Annotated in this window: 24 protein-coding genes; 11 read left to right on the top strand and 13 right to left on the bottom strand. The window is 69.4% G+C overall.

Annotated features, from left to right (window positions below; translation table 11 throughout):
• Positions 1-126 precede the first annotated feature (126 nt).
• The 8 genes from BLW84_RS18815 (at position 127) to BLW84_RS18785 (ending at position 5,984) form a co-directional block, all read left to right on the top strand.
• Positions 127-762 (top strand): Maf family protein, encoded by a 636-nt coding sequence (locus BLW84_RS18815; protein WP_093267052.1) that lies wholly within the window; start codon positions 127-129, stop codon positions 760-762.
• 79 nt (positions 763-841) lie between these two features.
• On the top strand, positions 842-931 hold the full coding sequence (locus BLW84_RS50335; RefSeq protein WP_351134134.1) for a putative leader peptide: 90 nt from the start codon (positions 842-844) through the stop codon (positions 929-931).
• Between the two features lie 153 nt (positions 932-1,084).
• Positions 1,085-2,416 (top strand): dicarboxylate/amino acid:cation symporter, encoded by a 1,332-nt coding sequence (locus BLW84_RS18810; protein WP_177226548.1) that lies wholly within the window; start codon positions 1,085-1,087, stop codon positions 2,414-2,416.
• 133 nt (positions 2,417-2,549) lie between these two features.
• Positions 2,550-2,930: a DUF1707 SHOCT-like domain-containing protein gene (locus BLW84_RS18805; protein WP_245761231.1), complete on the top strand. Its 381-nt coding sequence runs from the start codon at positions 2,550-2,552 to the stop codon at positions 2,928-2,930.
• Between the two features lie 46 nt (positions 2,931-2,976).
• Positions 2,977-3,633, top strand: coding sequence for a DUF3558 domain-containing protein (locus tag BLW84_RS18800; protein ID WP_093267048.1), 657 nt, complete (start codon positions 2,977-2,979; stop codon positions 3,631-3,633).
• Positions 3,634-3,950: 317 nt separating this feature from the next.
• Positions 3,951-4,325: a hypothetical protein gene (locus BLW84_RS18795; protein ID WP_093267047.1), complete on the top strand. Its 375-nt coding sequence runs from the start codon at positions 3,951-3,953 to the stop codon at positions 4,323-4,325.
• Between the two features lie 4 nt (positions 4,326-4,329).
• A complete protein-coding gene (locus BLW84_RS18790) occupies positions 4,330-5,190 on the top strand; it encodes a PPE domain-containing protein (protein WP_093267045.1) in 861 nt (286 codons plus the stop codon).
• A complete protein-coding gene (locus BLW84_RS18785) occupies positions 5,187-5,984 on the top strand; it encodes an ESX secretion-associated protein EspG (RefSeq protein ID WP_093267044.1) in 798 nt (265 codons plus the stop codon). The genes BLW84_RS18790 and BLW84_RS18785 overlap by 4 nt, the downstream gene beginning before the upstream one ends.
• A 324-nt stretch (positions 5,985-6,308) precedes the next feature.
• On the opposite strand, the gene glpD is transcribed toward BLW84_RS18785, so the two are convergent.
• Both glpD and BLW84_RS18775 read right to left on the bottom strand, forming a co-directional pair.
• Positions 6,309-8,051: a glycerol-3-phosphate dehydrogenase gene (gene glpD, locus BLW84_RS18780; RefSeq protein ID WP_093267042.1), complete on the bottom strand. Its 1,743-nt coding sequence runs from the start codon at positions 8,049-8,051 to the stop codon at positions 6,309-6,311.
• Between the two features lie 91 nt (positions 8,052-8,142).
• Complete coding sequence (locus tag BLW84_RS18775; RefSeq protein WP_093267040.1) at positions 8,143-8,970, bottom strand: DeoR/GlpR family DNA-binding transcription regulator; 828 nt, start codon at positions 8,968-8,970, stop codon at positions 8,143-8,145.
• A 434-nt stretch (positions 8,971-9,404) separates the two neighbouring features.
• Here BLW84_RS18775 and BLW84_RS18770 point away from each other — a divergent pair, with 434 nt between their 5' ends.
• Both BLW84_RS18770 and glpK read left to right on the top strand, forming a co-directional pair.
• A complete protein-coding gene (locus BLW84_RS18770) occupies positions 9,405-10,151 on the top strand; it encodes an MIP/aquaporin family protein (protein WP_093267039.1) in 747 nt (248 codons plus the stop codon).
• Positions 10,152-10,182: 31 nt separating this feature from the next.
• Positions 10,183-11,688, top strand: coding sequence for a glycerol kinase GlpK (glpK, locus tag BLW84_RS18765; protein ID WP_093267037.1), 1,506 nt, complete (start codon positions 10,183-10,185; stop codon positions 11,686-11,688).
• Between the two features lie 117 nt (positions 11,689-11,805).
• Here the strand turns inward: glpK and BLW84_RS18760 are convergent, their stop codons facing one another.
• From BLW84_RS18760 to BLW84_RS18710, 11 genes are all read right to left on the bottom strand, one after another.
• Complete coding sequence (locus BLW84_RS18760; RefSeq protein WP_093267036.1) at positions 11,806-12,492, bottom strand: hypothetical protein; 687 nt, start codon at positions 12,490-12,492, stop codon at positions 11,806-11,808.
• A gap of 229 nt (positions 12,493-12,721) precedes the next feature.
• Positions 12,722-13,459, bottom strand: coding sequence for an AAA family ATPase (locus tag BLW84_RS18755; protein WP_093267034.1), 738 nt, complete (start codon positions 13,457-13,459; stop codon positions 12,722-12,724).
• Between the two features lie 98 nt (positions 13,460-13,557).
• A complete protein-coding gene (locus BLW84_RS18750) occupies positions 13,558-14,358 on the bottom strand; it encodes a GNAT family N-acetyltransferase (RefSeq protein WP_093267032.1) in 801 nt (266 codons plus the stop codon).
• A gap of 610 nt (positions 14,359-14,968) precedes the next feature.
• Entirely contained in the window at positions 14,969-15,421 is a 453-nt protein-coding gene (locus tag BLW84_RS18745) for a L,D-transpeptidase (RefSeq protein WP_093267030.1), read from the bottom strand.
• A gap of 451 nt (positions 15,422-15,872) precedes the next feature.
• Positions 15,873-16,637: an arginase family protein gene (locus tag BLW84_RS18740; protein WP_093267029.1), complete on the bottom strand. Its 765-nt coding sequence runs from the start codon at positions 16,635-16,637 to the stop codon at positions 15,873-15,875.
• A 54-nt stretch (positions 16,638-16,691) separates the two neighbouring features.
• A complete protein-coding gene (locus tag BLW84_RS18735) occupies positions 16,692-17,525 on the bottom strand; it encodes an NAD(P)H-binding protein (protein ID WP_093267027.1) in 834 nt (277 codons plus the stop codon).
• A gap of 89 nt (positions 17,526-17,614) precedes the next feature.
• Positions 17,615-18,604 carry an aldo/keto reductase gene (locus BLW84_RS18730; protein ID WP_093267026.1) on the bottom strand — a complete coding sequence of 330 codons (990 nt, stop codon included), beginning with the start codon at positions 18,602-18,604 and terminating at the stop codon, positions 17,615-17,617.
• Positions 18,601-18,927, bottom strand: a complete 327-nt coding sequence (locus BLW84_RS18725; protein WP_093267024.1) for an L-rhamnose mutarotase — start codon at positions 18,925-18,927, stop codon at positions 18,601-18,603. Before BLW84_RS18725 ends, BLW84_RS18730 begins: the two co-directional genes overlap by 4 nt.
• A gap of 13 nt (positions 18,928-18,940) precedes the next feature.
• Complete coding sequence (locus tag BLW84_RS18720) at positions 18,941-19,690, bottom strand: SDR family NAD(P)-dependent oxidoreductase (RefSeq protein WP_093267023.1); 750 nt, start codon at positions 19,688-19,690, stop codon at positions 18,941-18,943.
• Positions 19,683-21,008 carry an L-fuconate dehydratase gene (locus BLW84_RS18715; RefSeq protein ID WP_093267155.1) on the bottom strand — a complete coding sequence of 442 codons (1,326 nt, stop codon included), beginning with the start codon at positions 21,006-21,008 and terminating at the stop codon, positions 19,683-19,685. Before BLW84_RS18715 ends, BLW84_RS18720 begins: the two co-directional genes overlap by 8 nt.
• Positions 21,009-21,341: 333 nt before the next feature.
• Positions 21,342-22,526 (bottom strand): macrolide family glycosyltransferase, encoded by a 1,185-nt coding sequence (locus tag BLW84_RS18710; protein WP_093267021.1) that lies wholly within the window; start codon positions 22,524-22,526, stop codon positions 21,342-21,344.
• 412 nt (positions 22,527-22,938) lie between these two features.
• On the opposite strand from BLW84_RS18710, the gene BLW84_RS18705 reads away from it, so the two are divergent.
• Entirely contained in the window at positions 22,939-23,625 is a 687-nt protein-coding gene (locus tag BLW84_RS18705; RefSeq protein WP_093267019.1) for an MBL fold metallo-hydrolase, read from the top strand.
• The last annotated feature ends 19 nt before the right edge of the window (positions 23,626-23,644 follow it).

Here is a 23,644-nt window from a genome sequence, read left to right as displayed (position 1 = left end):
ACCCATAGTCCTATGTAGACGATTCGATCACGTTCCGCCTCGCTGGCAGGCGGCGATTTCGCGCGAAATCGCCAGCGCCCCCGGACGCGGGGCCGACGCGTCGCGGCGCGGCACTAACATCGGGGCGTGCGCTTCGTGCTTGCCTCTGCATCGCCCGCCCGCCTGTCCGTGCTCCGCTCCGCCGGGATCGAGCCGCTGGTGCAGGTCTCCGGCGTCGACGAGGACGCGGTCGCCGCCGCCCTGCCCGACCCCAGCCCGGCCGCGCTGGTCACCGCGCTGGCGCAGGCGAAGGCCGAGGCCGTGGTCGCCGACATCGCCGCGGCCCAACCGGACGCCGTGATCGTCGGGTGCGACTCGATGCTGCTGATGGCGGACGGCGAGATCGTCGGCAAGCCCGGCACCCGCGAGGCCGCCGCGAAGCGGTGGGCGCACAACGCCGGGAACGACGGGCAGCTGCTGACCGGGCACGCCGTCGTCCGGCTGCAGGACGGCGAGGTCAGCGCGCGCACGCAGGGGCACCTGAGCACCACCGTGCGGTTCGGCACACCCACCGACGCCGAGCTCGACGCCTACCTGGCGACCGGCGAGCCGCTGCACGTGGCGGGCGGGTTCACGCTCGAAGGCTTCGGCGGCTGGTTCATCGAAGGCGTCGACGGCGACCCGTCGAGCGTGCTCGGCATCAGCCTGCCGCTGACCCGCAAGCTGCTGGCCGAGATCGGCGTCAGCATCGTGACGTTGTGGAACACGCCGATCACCAAGTGACACCAGATCCCCGCATCTGAGTGAATACGAACACAATTCGGTTACCCACGGATGGGTTTCGCCGCGCGCCTGGTTACAAATGTTCGCGATGGGAACCCTCCGACGGCTGTACCTGACTTCGCGCCTGCACGTCGATCTGCGACGGCAGGCCAGCTCCGTCTGTCTTTGATCGGACGCTCGGCGCCGCGATAGCGGCTGCCCCCGGCAAGCGAAACCGCCTCCTGACGACCACGCGCACAGCGCGAGTCCAGCGCCGCTGCGCGAACGAGCCCGGAACCGCCGCCACCTCCGAATCCTTCCTTCGACACCTCGGGAGATCCCTGTGTCCACCTCCGCCGGCCGATCACGCCTGCGCTTCAACCCCAAGGTCTTCGCCGCCGCGGTGATCGCCTCCCTCGTGCTGGGCGCGCTGCTCGGCTGGGTCGCCAAGCAAACCGACGCGGAATGGCTCGTCACCACGCTGAAGACCATCGGCAGCACCTTCACCAAGCTGCTCACCTTCACCGTGCTGCCGCTGATCTTCACGGCGATCGTGGTGGGCATCAACAGCCTGCGCAGCGTCGGCGGCGGCCGGACCGCGGCCCGGCTGGGCGGCAAGACGGCCCTGTGGTTCGGCATCACCTCGCTGATCGCCGTGGTGATCGGCCTGCTGATCGGCTGGCTGTTCCAGCCCGGCAAGGGCCTGGTCATCGAGCCCGACCCGGACAAGCTGGCCTCCATCGGCGAGAAGACGCAAGGCTCCTGGCTGGACCTGATCACCGGGCTGGTGCCGAGCAACCTGATCAGCGCGTTCGCCGAGGGCGAGACGCTGCAGGTCGTGTTCGTGGCGCTGATCATCGGTGCCGCCACCTACAGCCTGGGCGAGAAGGCCGCGCCGTTCGTCGACTTCAACAAGGCCGCCTTCGAGGTCATCCAGCGCGTGCTCGGCTGGATCATCCGGCTCGCCCCGCTGGGCACCCTCGGCCTGATCGGCAACGCGGTCGCCACCTACGGCAACGAGTTCTTCGTGCCGCTGCTGAAGCTGATCGGCTCGACCTACGTGGCCTGCGCGCTGGTGCTGTTCGCGGTGTACCCGCTGCTGCTGGCGCTCGTGGCCAAGGTCAGCCCGGTCAAGTTCTTCGCCAAGTCCTGGAACGTGCTGCAGTTCGCGTTCGTCTCCCGGTCCTCCGGGGCCAGCCTGCCGCTGACCCGGCAGACCGCCCAGGACCTCGGCGTGCCTGCGTCCTACGCGAACTTCGCGGTGCCGCTGGCCACCACCACCAAGATGGACGGCTGCGCCGCGATCTACCCGGCCGTCGGCTCGATGTTCATCGCGAACCTCTTCGGCATCCAGCTCGGCCCGGTGCAGTACCTGACGATCATCGCCGTCGCGGTCCTCGGCTCGATCGCCACGGCCGGCGTCACCGGCTGGTTCACCATGCTGACGTTGACCGTCGGCGCGCTGGGCTTCCCGCCGGAGGTCGTGGCCACCGGCATCGCCATCGCCTACGCGGTCGACCCGATCATGGACATGGCGCGCACCGCCACCAACGTCGCGGGCCAGATCGTGGTCCCGGTCGTGGTCGCCCGCAGCGAGGGCCTGCTCGACGACGAGGTCCTCGCCAAGCCGAGCACCCTGCTAGTCAACGACGAGAGCAACCTGGTCAAGGCCTGACGCAGCAGCACCGGGAATCCGGCGTTCACCTCGTTGAACGCCGGATTCCCGCGTTGTTGGGGGAGTTTTCACCTGGCCCGGAATCCGGTGCCGACCGCCCCGACCGGAGGTCCGCCGAACGTAGGATGGAGGCGTGGACAACGGTCGACGGGGCAAGGACCTCCGGATCGGCGACCCCGAGCGGGAGAACGCCATGCGGCTGCTCGGCGAGCACTTCTCCGCCGGGCGCCTCGACGTCACCGAGTACGACGAGCGCTGCCGCCTGGTCGCGGCCGCCCGGTTCCGCTCCGAGCTGACCCCGCTGTTCGACGACCTGCCCGAGCCGCGGCCCAGCGAGCCGCCGCGCCCGGTCGCCCCGGCGATCCGCGCCGCTGCGCCACCGGCGACCGGGAAGATCGTGCTGGCCGTCTGCGCCGTCGTCGTGGTCGTCTTCCTGCTGGTGGTCGCGCGTCAGTTGGCCCTGGTCCTGCTGCTTCCCCTGATCGCCGTCCTCTGGTTCTCCTGGCGACGCTGATCGCCGCCCTCCGTCACGACCGGCCACGTTTCGTTACGGTGAGGCCATGCACAGCTCGCGGATCACCGGGGCGTGGCGGCTGAGCGCGTTGCTCGCCGCCGGTTCGCTCACCCTCGCCGGGTGCGGCCTGTGGCAGTCGGAGCCGACGTCGGACACCAGGGCTCCGCTGCCGCCGCCGCTGCCCACGACGAGCGCTCCCCCGCCGTTGCCGCCGCGCCCGTTCGAGCTCGCCCTCGACGGCGTGGACCCGTGCGAGCTGCTCACCGACGACCAGCGCAACCAGCTCGGCTTCGACCGGGAGCCGCTGCCGGGTTCCGAGGCTGGCTTCGGCGACGCGGCGACCTGCAGCTACCGCAACACCACGGCCAAGGTCGGCGCCCGGCTGGCGCTGATCACCACCGAGAGCATGGGGGTGTGGACCGACGACACCGCGCAGGTGGAGGCCTCGCCGGTGGTGATCGGCGGCTTCCCCGCGCTGGTGATCAAGACCCCGGGCCTGGACCTGTCCTGCAACGTCGCGGTGGACGTCGCCGAGCTCCAGCACCTCGACGTGCTCTACCGCGACGACGGCGGCCAACCGCCGCCGCCGGTCGACCAGCTCTGCGCCGGCGCCCAGCGGGTCGCCGAGGACGCCCTCGCGAGCCTGGCCGCCCCGGAAAAGCCGACCCAGACGACCAAGCCCCGGCAGACATCGCCCCGGTAGCCGTCGGCTCCTCCGCTCGGGTCGGCAACATCACGTCTTCGGGCCGCTTCGAGGCCCTCAAAACCGCCCCATGTCCTGCGATTTTCACGCTCTGCAACCGAATGGGCGATACTCACCGCGTTTGGAGCACTCCCCAGCGTGATGTTTGCTGACTACAGTGTTCGGCGGACGTTTAGTAGCTTGATCGCTCGGGCCCCCGCAACGCCAGGTGCCCGCAAACACCCGGCCAGGGCCCCGCCGCCCTACATCCGCCCGGGCGTTCAGGCACAAGGGCCCTGCACCCGCTGACCAGGCCCTTACCTGTGGGAGGGGAAAACGTGCCGCTCACTGCTCCGTGGGGCGACAGCTCGACCAGCGCCCTGCCCGGGATGTCGGGTGGCTCGGTGCAAGTCGAGCCAGCCTCCATCCCGAGGCTGGTGAACGCGCTGCAGGAATCGCTGGACGCGGTCGGCCTGCAGATCGAGCACGCCATCACCGAACTGCGCATCCGGCCCTGGGCCGGCGATCCGATCAGCGCCGACGCCGCCGAGGAATTCAACCGGCGCTCCGTCGGCGGCGGCGAGGACGCGCTGACCGCGCTGTGCGGCTACCGCGACCAGCTGCAGGCGGCCGCCGAGTCGCTGCGGCTCGCCAACCGCCAGTACGAGCGGATCGACGGTGACAGCGCGTACGGCATCGGCGGAGGTTGCTGATCCGATGAGCGACCACCGTTGGCAGGGATACCGCCACCCCGAGCTGTTCGCGCAGATCCACGAGGGTCCCGGCGCGAACGGCTCGATCGACAGCGTGCGCCGCTGGAGCGAACTCGCCCGCGCGCTCGGCGACATCGACGCCGGGCTGGCGTCCGCCCTGTCGTCGGCGATGGCGGGCTGGCAGGGCATCGCCGCGGACAGCGCGCACGGCGGCGTGCGTCCGCTGGGCAACTGGGCGGCCCAAGCCCAGCAGGCCACCTCCGTGATGCGGGAACGCGCCGAGCAGCAGGCCGAGTTCATCAGCAAGGCCCGTCAGGACATGCCGCCGCCGGTGCAGGTGACCTCCGAGGAGCCGAGCACCGCGGAAACGCTGCTGACGCACCTCTTCGGCGGGCAGACCGACTACGAGCTGCAGGAGGCCAGGCAGAACGCCGCCGAGCAGCGGGCCTTCGACGTGATGCGCACGTACGAGGCGTCGACGCAGGCCAACACCACGTCGCTGGCATCGTTCACCCAGCCGCCGCAGGTGGTGGTCGACGCGCCGGTCAGCGGCGGTTCCGGGGCCCCGGGCGGGCAGCAGAACGTGACCATCAGCTGGGGCGCCACGCCCGCGCCCGCGACGCGGATCGCGACGACTCAGCCGACGCTTTCCAGCCGTCTCCCCGAACAGCGGTCGGGACGGCCGGGAAGCGGCGGTGGGCCGGTGCGCGGCGGTGACGGCCGTGCGGCCGGCAAGCGCGGCCGCAACAACCGCGACGAGGCGGTGGACCGGAAGGTGACCGAGCAGGTCGGCCGCCCGGGCGGGTTCTTCGACGAACCGCAGACCCTGTCCCGCCCGGTGATCGGCGGCGAGCCCGGACAATGACGGTCACCGACACCGGCCGGCAGCTGACCCTGTCGGCGCTGGAGCTCGACGTGCTCACGGAGCACATCGGGTTGGACACCATGCCGCTGGTGTTGAAGGTCCCATCGCCCGGGCGCACCCACTCCGAGCGCGCGAAGCTGGTGGAATCGGCGTGGCGGTCGCTGGGCGCCCGCGACCTCGGCCGCCCGGCGGACCTCGATCCCGAGCTCGAATGGATGTTGCGGCTGCTGGCGCGTCCCTGCCGCGAGGTCGACGGGCGGATCTGGATGGGACGCAGCGTGCGGGTGCTCGCGGCGTCCGACGCCGAAGCCGAACGAGCGGTGCTGGTCGTCAAGGACCAGGACGCGCTGAGCCTGCGGGCCGCGGCGGCGACCGGGCTGCCGCGCGAAGCGGTTTCGGTGCTGCCGACGCTGCCGCCCGGCCCGGGCCGTTCGGTGTCCGTGCCCAGCAGCGATCTCGATGGCGCCGCCGAGGAGGCGGGCGACAACGTCGAGCGGCTGCACAACGCGTTGCAGCGGCGTGGAATCCGCCCGGACGACGCCGAAACGCTGATGAGCATGGTGGCCGGGGTCGAAGCGCGCGGGCAGTTCGGCACCGCGGCCCGGGACCGGTACGGCCGCCGCATCCGCGCCGACCACGTCATCGGATTCTTCGACACCGCGCACGGCCGTTATGCCCAGCTGCGGCGGGAATCTCCGTCCGGCGACGTGTGGAGCACCGTCGCACCGGCCGACACCCGGCGCCTGGTCGGCCACGTCGAGGAACTGCTCGCCGAGGTGTCCGAAAACCAGTGAGTCTTTTTCATCCTGGAGCGACTGTGCCTGCGACATCCGACATGCCGTTACCGCGCACGCTGCCGCCAAGCGCCGGAGGCGCTTTCAGGCCCACCCCCGCAACCGGCACCGCCGCGGGTTCACGGTGCCCACCCCTCCGGGGCTCCCTCGGCGAGGACGGCCCCTCCGCCGCGTATTGGACATACATAAGGAGGGGCACCCACAGTCCAGGGAGCGTCTGAGGTTCCGCTACCCGCACTGCCACGCAAATTGAGGTTGGAAAAACCTCGGTGAGTCCCTCGGGATGCCAAGCACCCCAAGGGACTCACCGAGCCGAATACGCCCTCACACCACCGGTTCGATGATGCGCTCGCGTGCTTCCGGTGCCGCCGAGCGCTTCGCGTCGGCCGCCTGGTCGTCGGGCTGCGTCTGCGAATCCCGCTCCGCCTCGACCCGCTTCGCGTAGACCTCGACCTCGCGGGCGACGCGCGCGTCGTCCCAGCCGAGGACCTCCGCCATCAGCCGAGCGACCGGTTCCGCGCAGTCGACGCCGCGGTGCGCGTACTCGATGGAGATCCGGGTCCGCCGGGTCAGCACGTCCTCCAGGTGCAGCGCGCCTTCGTGGCTGCACGCGTAAACCACCTCGGCCTGCAGGTAGTTCGGCGCCGCCGGGATCGGCTTGAGCAGCTCGGGCCGGTCGTCGCCGAGGGCGAGCACGTCGTGGATCTCCGAGCCGAAGCGGTCCAGCAGGTGCCGGATTCGGTACGGGTGCAAGCCGTGCGCGGCGGCCAGCTGATCGGCCTGGTTGACCAGCGCGTGGTACCCGTCGGCGCCGAGCAGCGGGACCCGGTCGGTGATCGACGAAGCCATCCGCCCGGTGATGTCCGGCGCGATGGCGTCGACGGCGTCGGCCGCCATGACCCGGTACGTCGTGTACTTGCCGCCGGCGATCGCCACCAGCCCGGGCGCGACGCGCGCGACCGCGTGTTCCCGGGACAGCTTCGAGGTTTCCTCGCTCTCACCGGCCAGCAGCGGCCGCAGTCCCGCGTACACGCCTTCGATGTCGTCGTGGGTCAGCGGCGTCGCCAGCACCGAGTTGACGTGTTCCAGCAGGTAGTCGATGTCGGCCTTGGTGGCCGCCGGGTGCGCCAGGTCGAGGTGCCAGTCGGTGTCGGTGGTGCCGACGATCCAGTGGTTGCCCCACGGGATGACGAACAGCACCGACTTCTCGGTGCGCAGGATCATGCCGGCCTCGGCGACGATCCGGTCGCGGGGCACCACGATGTGCACGCCCTTGCTGGAGCGGACCCGGAAACGCCCGCGCCCGCCGGAGAGCTTCTGCAGCTCGTCGGTCCAGACGCCGGTCGCGTTGATCACGGCCTGCGCGCGGACCTCGACCTCGTCACCGGACTCCACGTCGCGCACCCGGACGCCGGCGACCCGGTCGGCCTCCCTGAGGAAACCGGTGACCTGGGTGGACGTCGTGATCACGGCGCCGTAGCGGGCGGCGGTGCGGGCCACCGTCATGGTGTGCCGGGCGTCGTCGGCCTGGGCGTCGTAGTAGCGGATCCCGCCGATCATCGCGTTGCGCTTCAGCGCCGGCACCATCCGCAGCGCGCCCGCGCGGGAAAGGTGCTTCTGCCCCGGCACGGAGCGGGCGCCGCCCATCGTGTCGTAGAGGAACAGGCCCGCGGCGGTGTAGGGGCGCTCCCAGATCCGGTGGGTCAGCGGGTACAGGAAGGGAACCGGCTTCACCAGGTGCGGCGCGAGCCGGGTGAGCATCAGCTCGCGCTCCCGGAGTGCCTCGCGGACCAGCGAGAACTCCAGCTGCTCCAGGTAGCGGAGTCCGCCGTGGAACAACTTGCTGGAACGGCTGGAGGTGCCGGCCGCCAGGTCGCGCGCCTCGACCAGCGCCACCCGCAGCCCGCGGGTCGCCGCGTCCAGCGCCGCGCCCGCGCCGACCACGCCACCGCCGATCACCACCACGTCGAACTCGTCGGAACCGAGCCGACGCCAGTTCTCCACCCGGTCCGCCGGGCCCAACGTGCCCTTCAACCGGTTGTCGATTTCGATTTTGTCCTTGGACACCAGGCGTCCTCCTCGCTCGAATCGCGTCCCACCGCTGAGCACCTCGCCGACGCGGAACCGGACTCGGCACCAGTCCGTCCAGCGACGGTCATCATGCCCGACCAGCACCCTTCGTGCTCGGCACGGCACTCCGCGTATTTCCCGCCTGCTCGACCCGCGCGCCGCGGTCGCGCAGCACCTCGATGTCGGCGCTCGTCGTCTGCGAATCCACGATCACGACGTCGAAGTCCTCGACCGGAGCGACCGCGTGCAGCGCCCGCCGCCGGAACTTGGTGTGATCGACGTAGAGCACGCGACGCCGCGCCGAGGCCAGCATGGCTTTCTTGATCTGCACCATTTCTTGTTGCGGGTAGCAGCAAATCCCATCGGTCACGGCGGAGACCGACATGATCGCCAGGTCGACGCGCAAATTCCGCAGCGCGTCCAGAGCCATCCCGCCGACGAACGCGTCGGCCCACGGAAGGTAATCGCCGCCAACGCAGATCAGGCTGATGCCCGACGCGCCGGCCAGTTCGCCGAACACCCCGCGGTGGTTGGTGACGACGGTCAGCGGAGCGCGCTCCGGCAGCAGCCGGGCCAGGTACACGCCGGTCGTCGAGTCGTCGAGCACCAGCGCCTGCCCCGGCTCGATCAGTTCCGCCGCGGCCTGCGCGATCTCCTCCTTCTCCGCGGTGTTCTGCTGCAAGCGGTATTCCGACGCGGCCTCGTAGAGCAGTGATGAGGCCGCCGAGACATAGCCGCGGTTGCGATGCACCAAGCCCTGGGACTCGAGATCGGCGAGATCGCGGTAGACCGTCATCGCGCTGGCGCCGACGGTCTCGACGAGGTCGTCGATCCGCATGGTGCCTTCCGCCATGACCAGCTCGGTGATCTTGCGCCGCCGGTCCTGCTGCTTCCCGGACGGGCGTCGAGCGGACATCGTCGTCCTCCAAAATCCCTGGTCATCGCGCTCCGACCGACCGGTGCGCGGCTGTCACCAGCCTGGCGCGACGGCCGAGCCTACGCGGTGTCATCACCTAGTTCGATAAAAACACCATCGGAACCGTCTTGCAACGTTTGTTTTCACAAGTCTAATGTGACTTGCCATGCGCAACGATGCCCGGGGTACGCCCCCGTCGCGGGCCGTCCACCGGGCCCGCGCCACCGGTCGATCAAGATCACCGATCGACGGTTCGGGCATCCGCTACTACCAGCCGAGACGCGGGACTAGGCGGTTCAGACCAACCTGTTGCCACGAGTGGCGGCAGGCATGGACACGTGTTGCTATGCGGCAGTACCGTCCCGACTCATTCCATCTCGGACAGTCACTGAACCCGCCTTTGCCAATGGCGGCATTAAGAGGGGAACGGCAGCATGAGCTTTGGTGAGATCTTCCTCTGGGAGATGATGGGGACGGCTGTTCTCACCCTGCTAGGTTGCGGTGTCGTCGCAAACACCGTGCTGCGCAAGAACCGCGGCTACGAAGGCGGTTTCCTGCTCGTCAACTTTGGTTGGGGCTTCGCGGTTTTCGCCGGCGCGAGCGTCGCGGCGCCGAGCAACGCGCACATCAACCCGGCGGTGACCCTCGGGCTCGCGGTGAACGGCCAGACGCCGTGGTCCGAGGTCCCGATCTACATCGCCGCGCAACTCGTCGGCGGCACGCTGGGCGCGATCCTGTGCTGGGCCGCCTACAAGCTGCAGTTCGACACCCACGACGACCCGGCCAACACGCTCGGCATCTTCTCCACCAGCCCGACCGTGCCCAACGCTCCGTGGAACCTCGTCACCGAGATCATCGGCACGTTCGTCCTGGTCTTCTGGATCATCCTGAGCCCGCAGGCCGGTGTCGGTGAAACTCCCGGTGTGCCGTCGTTCGGCAACTCCGCGCTCGGCTACGCCGCGGTCGCCTTCATCGTGATCGGCATCGGCAACTCGCTCGGCGGGCCGACCGGGTACGCCATCAACCCGGCTCGCGACCTCGGGCCGCGCATCGCCTACGCGATCCTGCCGATCCGCGGCAAGGGCTCGGCCGACTGGGGCTACTCCTGGATTCCGATCGTGGGCCCGATCATCGGCGGTGTGCTGGCCGGTCTGCTGGCCCTGGCCCTCCCCATCAGCTGACCGAACGATCCACTTAGGAAGGTAGAACGAGATGTCCTCGTACGTCGCCGCAATCGACCAGGGAACAACCTCGACGCGGTGCATGATCTTCGACCACTCCGGTCGGGTCGTTTCGGTCGACCAGATTGAACACCGGCAGATCTTCCCGAAGGCGGGCTGGGTCGAGCACGACCCGAACGAGATCTGGGCCAACACCCGGCAGGTCTGCGCGGGCGCGCTGGCCAAGGTCGACCTGGTGGCCTCCGACATCGCGGCCTGCGGCATCACCAACCAGCGGGAAACCACCGTGGTGTGGGAGAAGGCCACCGGCAAACCGGTCTACAACGCGATCGTCTGGCAGGACACGCGCACCGACGAGATCGTCGGCGAGCTGGCCGCCGGCGAGGGCGGCCAGGGCCGGTACCAGAGCAAGACCGGTCTGCCGCTGGCCACCTACTTCTCCGGCCCCAAGGTGAAGTGGATCCTGGACAATGTGGACGGTGCCCGGGAGCGTGCCGAGAAGGGCGAGCTGCTGTTCGGCAACATGGACACCTGGGTGCTGTGGAACAGCACCGGTGGCCCGGACGGCGGCCTGCACATCACCGACCCGACCAACGCGTCCCGCACGCTGCTGATGGACCTGGAACGGCTCGAGTGGGACGCCGACATCTGCGCCGAGATCGGCGTGCCGATGGCGATGCTGCCCGAGATCCGGTCCTCGTCGGAGGTGTACGGCAAGTTCCGGGAGCGCGGCGTGTTCGGGGGGATCCCGATCTCCGGCATCCTCGGCGACCAGCAGGCCGCCACCTTCGGGCAGGCGTGCCTGTCGCCCGGCGAAGCCAAGAACACCTACGGCACCGGCAACTTCGTGCTGCTCAACACCGGCACGGAGCGCGTGATCAGCGAGAACGGCCTGCTGACCACGGTCGGCTACAAGATCGGCAGCCGCGAAACGGTCTACTGCCTGGAAGGTTCCATCGCCGTCACCGGCTCCTTGGTGCAGTGGCTGCGGGACAACCTGGGCATCATCGGCACGGCCCCGGAGATCGAGCAGCTCGCGCGCTCCGTCGACGACAACGGCGGCGCGTACTTCGTGCCCGCGTTCTCCGGGCTGTTCGCCCCGCACTGGCGTTCCGACGCGCGCGGCGCGATCGTCGGGCTCACCCGCTATGTCAACCGCGGCCACCTGGCCCGCGCGGTGCTGGAAGCGACGGCGTTCCAGACCCGCGAGGTGATCGAGGCGATGAACGCCGACTCCGGCGTCCCGCTGAAGTCGCTGAAGGTCGACGGCGGCATGGTGCAGAACGAACTGCTGATGCAGTTCCAGGCCGACATCCTCGGTGTCCCGGTGATCCGCCCGGTGGTCGCCGAGACCACGGCGCTCGGCGCGGCCTACGCGGCGGGCCTCGCGGTCGGCTTCTGGTCCAGCGAGGAGGACATCCGCTCGAACTGGGCCAAGGACAAGCAGTGGGACCCGACGATGCCGGCGGAACTCCGCGAGAAGCAGTACCGCCAGTGGGAGAAAGCTGTCACCAAGACCTTCGACTGGGTCGAGTGAGCCCTTCCCGGCCGTAGGTCAGGCGCTTTCGGGCGAGCAGCACAGCGGCGTGACCGGCACCTTGCGGATCAGCTTGGTGCAGGTCACGCCGTCGCTGTTATGGGATCGCACGGGTGATCAGGAATGCACCGGCTCGGGCGGCGGGAGGTAAGGGGCGAAGTGGTCCGCGATGCTGTTGGCAACGGCTTCGGCGTCGCGGGAGCCGTCGACCTCGATCACGCGGATGCCGAGTCGCCGCGCCGTGCGGACAGCTTCGTCAGCAACGAGGCGGTCCCGGGCGAGCCGGTTCTGCTGCGCTCGGGTGGGGTCGCTGACCTGCTGCCCGAAGGCTGCGGCCCGAGGTAGTGCGCGCAGTTGATGCTGGCGGAACTCCCGCGTGGGCACCATGACGACCATCCGGCGCGGTGAGTCGGTGATGGGTGCGACGAGCTCGGGCCGCAGTCCCCATCCTTCGGCGATGATCGGACGTCCTGAGACGAGTGCCCGCAGGTCGTCCAGAGCCCACTCGAATCGGATCGGGAATCCGGCCAGGGTCTGGGCGGCCATGTCCTCGGGAGTGGGGTGGACCCACACGGTGTCCGGGTCGGGCTCGGCGGACGGCTCACCAAGTTCGATGCGGCGGGCGATCCGGCGATCGTTGTGGGCACGAGCGTCGTGGTAGTCGTAGTGATAGGCGGTAAGACCGTATTGGACGGCCAGGAGTCGCGCGACGGTGGACTTGCCCGCCCATTGCCCGCCGCCGATCCACAACGCGTGGCGCAACGTGCCGAATGGATCCCAGACTTCACCGTCGTAGCCAGTCATTCATGCCCCTTTCCACTGTCGGAATCGGCAATGCAAGCGGCCCGGACACCGGAGCCGGCCTGCTCGCCTGATCGACCCGGCCTCCGCGCACGCTCGGAGCGGGGGGCAGGTCAACGGGATCGCATCGCCAAACCTCTGGTCGGAGTCCTCGTGCCTGTGCACTGCAATCGCGACACAGCCGTCATGCGGTAACCCCATCTATAGCGCGGATGGCCTTGATGGTGTTGGTTCATTCGGTGATGTGCCGCAGGTAGAGGCCGGGGTCTGCCAGGTATCGGCGCCAGTGGTCGACCAGGTCGAGCTCGTTCCACTTCACGCGGCGGGTTCCGTGCTCGCCCACTTCGATGATGTCCGCACCGGGCGTGGCGGCCAGGATCGGCGAGTGCGTCGCGCAGATGATCTGCGCGCCGGAGCTGCCGAGCTCGTGCATCAACCCGACCAGCTTCAGGCAGGACTCGAAGGACAGCGCGGCCTCGGGCTCGTCCATGACGTAGAACCCGCGGTCCCGGAACATCGCCCCGAACACCGTCAGGAATCCCTCGCCGTGGGACATGGTCGAGGTGTCCTCATCCCAATAGCCGTACACGCCGCTCACGGTGTTCAGCAGCCCGAACGCGGTCTCGGCGCGCAGGAAGAAGCCCTTGCGCCGCGACCTCGGTCCGGTCAGCATCCGGCTGCCGATCGGGGTGGTCTCCAGCTTGAGCACGTCCCCGAGCGGGGTCTTGGGCCGGTCGTTGACGTACTTGCGGCCGGCCCGTCCGCCGTGCGAGTCGAGCTTGAAGCCCTCCGCGATCGCCTCGACCAACGTCGACTTCCCGGACCCGTTCTCACCGACGAGCATGGTCACCGGCGCGGTGAAGGTCAGGCCGCGCTCGGCGAGTTCGGCGACGCACGGCACCGTGTACGGCCAGGTGCCGAACGACTCGGGGCGTTGCGCTTCGGGGATGTAGGCGCGGCGGACGAGCATCGACCTTCCCTATCGACCGTCGTAATCAGGTGCGCGGCCCGAGCCGGCGGGGTGCACATGCCCGGGACGCAAGACGCGGCTTCGCACCGCGGGTGGGATCAGTTCTTCAGGCTGTAGAAGTGCATCGGCGAATTCGGGTTGAAGCCGATCCTCGGGTACACAGGTGCCCCGGCGGCGGTCGCGTGCAGGGTGGCGCGGGTCAGTCCGGTGGCCTGGCCACCCTCGTACAGCGCCTTCCGCGTGACCGCCTCGCCGTATCCCTTGCGCTCCCACTCCGGGGCGGTGGCGACGAGGACGACGAAGAGGCGGCCTGCTGCTTCCACGGCCGCAGCGCACGTCACCGGCACGCCGTCGCGCAGGCCCAGGTAGGCGTGCGCCTGGTTCTTCCACAGCGTGGACCCGACGAGCCCGTCTCGGCCGTCCTCCAAGGGGAATCCGTAGGCGCGGGAGTTGAGGTCTGCGTAGGTGCGCAGCTGTTCGTCGGTGGTCACGCGCACGAAGGTCAGGTCGGGGTGGCTGGGCTCGGGGATGGGGAGCAGGTCGCCGGCCATGCCGGTGCCGGGGAAGGCGTGCTCCAACCCGGCTCGCTCGGCTGCTTCGCTCAGCGTCGCGCGGGCATCGTCGGCGAGGAGGTCCTCGAAGATCCACAGGAAACCCGGATGCTGCTTCGAGCGCATGATGTCCGCTGCCTGGCCCAGGCGTTGCCCGACGTGTCCCGCGTCCGCGCCGACTTCGGTCAACGTGATGCAGTTCCAGAAGAGGAACCGGCAGTCGGCCCAGCGAATGGCGATGCCCGGAAGATCTCGCACATCGGCACCCGGATCCCGGTCGAGCACCATGGCGCGCCAGACCACGGCGAGCTGCTCCATCGATTCGATCGAGTCCGCGAGGTCCGTCACCGAAACTCCTCAAATTCGTCGAGTACGCGGGAAGCGGGCCGATTGGTACACGACTTCCGGCGCCCCAGTGGATCATAGGGCGTACCCGCGATCACGCGCGTGCACCCGAAGCTCTCCAGCCAGGGCCGGTGACGGCGGTCGAGCTGACCGCGCCCTCTGCGAAACCGGGCGCTCTGCCCTGGTAGCAGGCGTTCTTCGCGAGCATGTCCTTCGGAGCCCAGTTGTTGGACTTCCGGTAGGCGTAGTGCGCTTCGGCGGTCGGAGATCATGCGAAAGGGCGAAGGAAGGTTCGGTGGGCGCTCCTGCAAGCGCACGAAGCGGCCACCCGTAGTGCGGAGCTTCAGGAACGCCCGCGTCCCAGTGCATTCAGCTGATTCTTGCTGGAGAGCCGCACCGGGAAGCGGGCTCCGCCGAGGTGACCACCGATCACTCTGAGCCGCAGGACGAGCTGGTCGAGTCGGCGCCCGTGGATCGGGACCGAACCGCCGCTGCTCGAATCTTCGGACCGGCGGCGGAAACCTGCACGCGCTTCCGTTGGCGGCGACACCTTTCATCCACAATGGACGTTTGAGGATGTCCGCCCGGCGGCGTGCTGCGAATGCAGGCCGCGTCAGGGGACTACCTGGACCTCGTCGCCCGGGTTCAGGGAGTCGAAGAACCGCTTGGCCGCCGTCGTCGACAGGTGCACGCAGCCGTTGGACTTGGCCTGGAGGCTGCCCTCGTGGAACGCGATTCCGGTCTTGGTGAAGAACACGGAGTTCGGCATCGGCGCGTTGTTGAACTCCGTGCTGCGGTGGTCGGCGTCCTTCCACTGCACCCGGTGGATGCCCGTCGGGGTCTCCGACCCCGGCTTGCCGCTGGTGATCGGCACCGGGCCGTAGCTGGTGGTTCCGTCCTTCTGGAGCCAGGCCTGGTTGGTCGACAGGCTCACGCACGCCTTGGCGCTCGCCCGGCAAGGGCTCGGGCTGCCGCCCGCGGCCTGTGCGGTTGCCACGCCGCCGGTCAGCACGCCGCCCGCAACCAGAGCCGCCACGGCCAGCGCGGACGCTTTCCTGCTGTTCATCTTCCTCCTCACGTCTGCGTGCGCATCGCTGTGCTCGCATAGACGGTGCCACATTCCCGTGCGGCGTCCGGAACCGTTGAGTGATCACGCCACGCCTGGCAGCAAATCCGAGAAAGGCGCGCGTGATTCCCGATTGCCCTTCTCCGCTGGGAAAACAGCATATCCGGGCCAAGTGACGAATCCCACTCCGGGGCCAAATGGCCGATAAGCAGACCGTGCACGACCGAACACCTGGAGTGAGAAATCAACGGCCTACGGGCCAAATCCGGGCCGATGCCCCATGCCCTGCCGGCTGGGTTTGCGGCCGGGTGGTGCGTGCCGAACGCACCACCCGGCTCATGGCACCGCCGCGCGCCGGTCGAGGGGCGACGCGTCGCGGCATGGCGGTGTGGCTCTCCCGGGTGCGGCCGGCCGCGCCCGGACGAAGATCGTTGCCGTTCCGGCGGAATACCTAGTGCGGCGCTTCGCTCGCCGCCACCAGGTCTGCCAGGATTCGCGCCCTGGCTTCGCCGTGTTGCTCATCGGGCCGCCAGGTGCAGGCGACGTCGAATGCCCGGACCCTCCCGGTGGACAGGATCCGCCGGATCGCGGTGAGCACCGCCGACCGCGTCGGCCCACCGCCGACCGGGAAGCTCATGCCGGGAAACTCGGCGGCGTCGATCACGTCCAGGTCGATGTGCAGGAGCAGCGGCCCGTCCGGCAGGACGGCCTCGGTGATCTCATCGACCTCGCACCGCGCGATGTCCGAGGTCGCCAGGTACTCGGCCTCCGAATCGTCCAGGTCCCGGGCGTCCACCAGCAGCGCACGGTTCTCCGGCAGCGGGCGGAGCCCGAGCCGGTCCGCGATCAGCTCGGGGCGGTAGCCCACCGCGATCCGCAGCGGCATCCCGCCCACGTAGCCGGATTCCGTGGTCTCGACGGTCTGCACGTCGCCGTGCGCGTCGAACCAGACGATCGCCGCGTCGGTTCCCGCCCGCTGCAGTCCGGCGAGAACGGCGAGCGACACCATGCAGTCCCCCGAGACCACGGTCGGCACCTCGCCTCGGCCGGCCACCCGAGCAACCTCGTCAACGGCAACGGAGTACAGCGCGCCGAGACGCTGCCACACGTCGCCGTCCGGCAGGGGTATCTCCACCGTCGTGGCGTCGGACGGCAGCGGAAGGCCAGGCTCCGGCAACCGCTCGTCGAGGTGGTACGGAACCGAAACAATCGTCATATCAAGAGATTAGGCGTTCCGGGACACCATCGGCGACCGGTTTTCCTTTCCGCATCAACGGAAGTCGTCCGCGTGGTCGACGGCCCACTGGGCGAACGTGCGCGCCGGGCGCCCGGTCACCTGCTCGACCGTCCGCACCGGCGGCTCCGCGTTCTCCACGTTCCGCTCCCCGTAGGAGAGCAGCACGTCGGCGATGGCTTCCGGCATGCCTTCGGCGACCATGTGCGCACGGGCCTGCTCCAGCGTCTGCTCCTCAAGCCCGACCTCGCGGCCGATCGCGGCGCTGATCGCCTGCACCTGCTCGCGCACCGTGAGCGCCTCCGGCCCGCTCAGCGCGTAGACCGCTCCGGCGTGCCCGTCCTCCAGCAGTGCGGTCTCCGCCACCGCCGCGATGTCGTCCTCGTGGATCGGCGTCTGCTGGGCATCGACGAACGGCTCGCGGACGACTCCTTCGGCGCGGATCGAGTCGGCCCAGGCCAGGGTGTTGGTCGCGAACGCGCCGGGCCGCAGGAACGTCCACTCGAAGCCGCCCGCTTCCACGGCTTCCTCGATCACCCGGTGCCGCTCGCCGATCGCGTTGCCGTCGGCGAACTCCACCGCCTTCGACGACAACACAACGACACGTCGGACACCGGCCGCCTTCGCCCGCTCGACGAACGCCTCGATCCCTTCGGGCACCGGGAACAGGAACACGCCGTCGACCCCGGCCAGCGCCGTCGCCAGCGCATCCGCATCGGCGAGGTCGCCCCGGAGCACCTCGACATCACCCGGTAGCCCGGCCGCTTCCGGGCGCCTGGTCAACGCCCGCACCTGCGTCCCGGCAGCCAGCAGGCGATCCACCAGGCGCCGTCCGACGTTCCCCGTCGCGCCGGTTACCAACACGGTCATGAAGAAATCCCCTCAGAGCGTTCGATGATCACTTCCCAAGCTAGGACCTCCACCGCGCTCGAGGTCAACTGAATAACCCGACAACCGGGTCAGACCGGAAGCACCGAGTCGGGACGTAGCAGGCCCTCCGCGATCAGGTCGCCCCAGAGCTCGGCCGGGATCGCGCGACCGAACAGTTCGGCGTTGCCCCGGACCTCCGCCGCGGATCGAGCGCCCACCACGACGCTCGCGACGGCCGGATGCGAAGCGACGAAAGCCATCGCCACCTGCGGCACGCTCGCGCCGTGCCGGTGGATCACCTCGGCCATCCGCGTCACGCGCGCCCGCACCTCCGGCGCGGCCGGGGCGTAGTCGTACATCGCTTCCGGGCCTGGCTCGTCGGTGGCCAGTACCCCGCCGTTGAAGACACCGGCCGCGAGCACCGATACGTTGCGCCGGAGGCACGTCGGCAACATGGTGTCCACTGCGGACTGCTCGAGCAAGGTGTACCGGCCCGCCAGCAGAACCGCGTCGACGTCGGTTTCGGCGGCGAACCGCTCCAGCATCCGCCACTGGTTCATGCCGACCCCGACCGCGCCGATCACGCCCTGCGATCGGAGCTCGTGCAGGGCCGGGTACGCCTCGCCGACGGCCTGTTCCCAGTGGTCGTCCGGGTCGTGGATCAGCACGACGTCGATCCGGTCCAAGCCGAGCCGGTGCAGGCTGGCATCCAGCGAACGCCGCACCCCGTCCGCGCTGAAGTCCCACACCCTCCGGTGGTCTGCGGGAACGTCGAAGCCCGCGTCGTCCCGCCGCGCCGAGCCGCGTGGATCGGGTACGAGCAGCCGGCCGACCTTGGTCGACACGACCAACTCGTCCCGCGGCCGCCCGGCGAGGGCCCGGCCGAGTCGTCGCTCGGCGAGCCCGAGCCCGTAGTGCGGGGCGGTGTCGAAGAAGCGGATGCCCGCGTTCCACGCCGCATCCACCGCTCCGAACGCGGTGTCCTCGTCCACCGCGCGGTAGAGGTTGCCGATCACCGCGCCGCCGAATCCGAGCGCCGAGACCGCAACCGCCGATCCGCCCAGCCGAACGGACTTCATGCGCCCCCACTCCCGGGCAGCTCCCACACCTGCGGCAGGCCGGTGTCGGTGCCCGAGTAGTCGTCCTCGACGGCCAGCAGCTCGGACATCGTGGCCTGCCAGGCGACGTTCGCCGGATGGTCGCGCAGCGCATGCCGCATCGCCTGGTAGTCCTCGACCTCCACCACGTGGAACAAGTCCTGGCCGTCGCGCCAGATCCGCCAGCTGTGCACGCCCGCGGCGCGGAGGGCCGCATCCAGCTCCGCCGGGATCACCGCGTGCACCTGCTCGTACTCCGCTTCCTTGCCGGGTTTCAGCTTGGTGTGCAGGGCGATTCGCTGCATCTCCGGCTTCCTCTCAGCTCTTCCGCAGGCGCAGGCCCTGCATTCCGCCGTCCACGGCGAGCGCCGTGCCGGTGGTCGCCCCGGCCGCCGGACCGGCGAGGTAGGTAACGGCCCCCGCCACCTCGGCCGCCGACACGAGCCGCCCGCTGGGCTGGCGGGCCTGCAACGCGCGCAGCTCCGCCTCCGGGTCGTCGGCCGCCTCGAGCAGTCGGCGCACCCACGGAGTGTCGACGGTGCCTGGATTGACGCAGTTGACGCGGATTCCCTCCGTCACGTGGTCGGCGGCCATCGCCATGGTCAGCGACAGCACCGCCCCCTTGCTCGCGCTGTAGAGCGCCCGGTTGGGCAGTCCTGCGGTGGCCGCGATCGAGCAGGTGTTCACGATCGCCGCGGCCGAGGACCGGCGCAGGTGCGGCAGGCACGCCCGGGTCGTGCGCACGATGCCCAGGACGTTGACGTCGAAGACCTTGTTCCACTCGTCGTAGGCGTTGGTCTCAACGGTGCCCTGAGCACCGATTCCGGCGTTGTTGACCAGGACGTCCACGCCGCCGAGCCGCTGCACCACCTCTTCGACGGCGGCGGACACCGACTCCTCGTCCGTCACGTCGCAGCGCAACCCCAGCACGTCCGCCGGCGTGCCGGACGGATCGAGGTCCAGGGCGGCGACGGCGGCTCCGCGCGCGGCCAGCTCGGTGGCGACCGCCAGCCCGATGCCCGAACCGGCCCCGGTGACGACGGCGGTCCGTCCGGCGAATTCACTCATGCATCCGTCCCCTCCCGTTCGACGTCCACACCGGGCCGTCGGGATACGCGTACTCGACCAGCGTTTCCGGTCGCAGCTGTGCGGAGAACCCGGGGCGGTCGGGTGCCAGGTAGTTGCCGCCGCGGATCGTCACCGGATCGACGAAGTGCTCGTGCAGGTGATCGACGTACTCGATGACCCGATCCTCCATCGACCCCGACACCGCGACGAAGTCGAACATGGCCAGGTGCTGCACCAGCTCGCACAGGCCCACCCCGCCCGCGTGCGGGCACACCGGCACCCCGAACTTCGCCGCGAGCAACAGGATCGCCACGTTCTCGTTGACACCGGCCACCCGTGCGGCGTCCAGTTGCAGGTAGGACAGGGCGTTCGCCTGCAACATCTGCTTGAACACCACCCGGTTCGCCACGTGCTCGCCGGTGGCGACCCGGACCGGCGCGATCGCCTGCGCGATGGCCGCGTGGCCGAGCACGTCGTCCGGGCTGGTCGGCTCCTCCACCCACCACGGGTCGAACGGCGCGAGTTCCCGGATCCAGTCGATCGCGGTCCCCACGTCCCAGCGCTGGTTGGCGTCGACGGCGATACGGATGTCCGGGCCGACCTCCTCGCGGGCGATCCGCATCCGGCGGACGTCGTCCGCGAGGTCTGCGCCGACCTTGAGCTTCAGCTGCCGGAACCCCAGGTCGACCGCCTCCCGGCAGAGCCTGCGCAACTTCTCGTCGGAATACCCGAGCCACCCCGGCGTCGTGGTGTACGCCGGGTAGCCGCCGTCGCGGAGCTCCGCCGCCCGGGCGGCGCGCCCCGGTTCGGCCCGGCGCAGGATGTCCAGCGCTTCATCCGGGGTCAGGGCATCGCTCAGGTAGCGGAAGTCGACGAGGTCGACCAGCTGTTCCGGCGTCGACTCGGCGAGCAGCTGCCACAGCGGCTTGCCGGCCCTCTTGGCCTTCAGGTCCCAGAGCGCATTGATCACGGCGGCGATCGCCATGTGCACCACGCCCTTCTCCGGGCCCAGCCAGCGCAGCTGGGAATCGTGCACCAGGTCTCGCCACATGCCGCCGAGATCGTCCAGAGTGTGCTGGAGGTCCCGGCCGGCCAGGGCCGGTTCCAGGGCTTTGATCGCGGCGGTCTGCACGTCGTTGCCGCGGCCGATGGTGAAGGCGAAGCCGTGCCCCTCGACCTCGTCGTCCGCATCGGTGTCGATCACGACGTAGGACGCCGAGTAGTCCGGGTCCGGATTCATCGCGTCCGAACCGTCCAGCTCGCGGGAGGTGGGGAACCGGATGTCGTAGGTCCGAATCCCCCTGATCGTCCCAGCCATCACGTCCACCTCGCCTCAGGCACGTCCGCGCTCCTCCCGGCAACGCGTGCCCTCAGGTATAGCTACCGGAACAGCGAATTCCAAGATTCACTTCGCGCCCGGCGTGCGGTACCTGTTCGGCGAGGAGGGTCGGTCTCCGGTTTCACCCGTGGGTGGGCCACTCGCCGGAGGGCCAGGCCGCCGGAAGTCCGTTGTGACCGTGTTGCGGCATTGCGAGCTTGCTCGGCCGGGCCGACACCGAGAGCGGGCTTCGGCGCTCGTGGAACGCGGCATCAGCCCGGCGGCGGATGATGGGCTGCCCGATTGCTCGGCAGCCCACCTCGACCGCTTTCGTCAGAGCAGGGACTCGACGATTTCAGCGGCCCGTCGCAGGCCGCCGGATTCCAGGATCTCCCGCCGCATCTCCTTCAACCGCAGCCGGATCACCTCGCTCGACGTAACCTGCTCCAAAGCGGCCCGCAGCTGCTCCGGGGTCACCGACTCGCAATCGACCTGCGTGCCCAGCTGGAGTTCTCCGATCCGGGCCGCATTCATGAACTGGTCGGCCGCCTGCGGAACCGCGATCAGCGGCACCTCGTGGTACAGGCCCTCCATCGTGCCGCCCATGCCCGCGTGCGTGATGAACGCGCTGGCCTGCGACAACACCCGCAACTGCGGAATCCATTGCCGCACATCGAAGTTCGGCGGGATCTCACCGAGTTCCGCCGGATCGGTCGACCGCCCCACCGACATCACCACGTGCCAGTCGAGATCGGCGAACGCACGCAGGCACTTGCGGTAGAACTCCACCCGGTTGTTGTAGGCCGAACCCAGGGAGATCACGAGCACCGGACGGGAGTCCGGCGCCTGCCAATCGTCCTGGAACGCGCGCTCAGTCAGCATCGGCCCCACGAAGGTGTAGGAGTCCGAGACCCGTTCCCCGAAGTACTGGAAGGAGCGGGGAATGGTCACGACGCAGCGGTTCGACTTCTCCACGTCGCGGAAGACCAGCTCGGTGCCCTGCTGGGCGAAGTACTCGTCGTACTTCGCCTGCACCGCGAGGGCCTCCGGCGAGAACTCGATGCCGAAGGTCTCCTCGATGCCCTCGAAGTACACGTGGGTCGGCGACAACTGGAGGCGGGGCACCTGCCACTTCTCCGACAGTACGAGCGCCTGGAAGCCCGCGACGTCGTACACGATGAGGTCCGGCCGGTCGGCCGCGTACGCCTGTTCGAGCTGCGGCACCACGGCCATCATCTCTTCGAGGAACATCTCCTGGGCCGCGACCTGTTCCTCCGGCCATTCCTGCGCATCCGCCGACGATCCCGGCAGCGTCGAGGTGTAGCGGACCGGCGTCGCGCCGGCCTCCGCCACCTGTGGCGCGAAGTCGTCGGTCGTCGCGTACGTGACGCGGTGCCCGCGGGCCACCAGTTCGGCGACCAGCCCGAGGCCCGGGTTCACGTGCCCGTGCGCCGGCATCGACATGAACGCGATGTGCGCGGGCCTGGTGCGGTAGCTGTTCTGAGCCGTGTCGGCCATCTGGTTCTACTCCTGGTCAGAAACGCCCTCGCCCCAGCGAGGAGCGTGAAAGGCAATCGGATCGCCGCACCGGTCGCATGCAACCGCCTCGCACCGAACACCTGAACGCGGACGGCAGAACATCAGCGGTCAGCGCTCGGAATGTGCGAGCGGTGGATTCCCGGACTGGGAATGATGCGCACCGAAGTGCGGAAAGATCGGGCGGTGTAGCCGCCCGGGGGCCGCCGCCATCGCGGCGTCCTGATCAGAGGTAGTACTGCTCGTAGGCCATGCGCCGAGCATAACGGAGCGCCTCAGCGGATGTCGCGCCGATTTTCGCGGCCCGGGTGCTGGGTCTCCGGCCGCGCGTCAAACCTGTTCGCCTGCAACGAAAACCGGAAGGGGCGGCCGGGAAGTGGCTTAGGTTGCCGGCATGGACGTGACCGAGATAGTGCCGAACCTGTACTTCCTGCGGCTCGAGTTCGGACAGGCGTACCTGTTGCGCGAGGGCCGCTCGGCAACCCTCATCGACACCGGTATCGCCGGATCCAGCCCGGCCATCACGGGGCTACTGGCCGAACTGAACGCCGAGCTCGACCGGATCGTCATCACCCACGGGCACGAGGACCACACCGGTTCCGCTGCCGAACTCCGCACCGCGACCGGCGCACCCGTGCTGGCCCACAGCGCGGACGCACCCGTCGTACGTGGTGAGCGGAAGCAGGCCGATCCGGTGCTGCTCGACTGGGAACGTCCCCTCTTCGAGAGCATCGCTCCGACTCTCCCGTCGCCGCCGCCCTGCCCCGTCGACCAGGAGCTCGCCGACGGCGACGTGCTGGACTTCGGCGGCGGTGCACAGGTGCTCTCCATCCCGGGGCACACCGGTGGAAGCATCGCTGTTTACTTGTCAAGGAGCCGGATTCTCTTCACCGGAGACACCATCGCCAACGTCGGTCGGCTGATGCTCGGCACATTCAACGTCGATCGCGCGCGAACCATCGAGTCGTTCCACCGCCTCGCGGAACTCGACACCGAGGTCGCCTGCTTCGGCCATGGGGAGCCGATCACCGGCAACGCCGGCGCCGGACTTCGCGCGACGACGAAGCAACTCACGGCGTAGTCCACAACACTTCGCTCCA

Origin of the sequence: Saccharopolyspora shandongensis (assembly GCF_900106995.1) — a bacterium.
GTDB lineage: Bacteria > Actinomycetota > Actinomycetes > Mycobacteriales > Pseudonocardiaceae > Saccharopolyspora > Saccharopolyspora shandongensis.
This window is presented reverse-complemented; position numbering and strand designations above follow the sequence as displayed.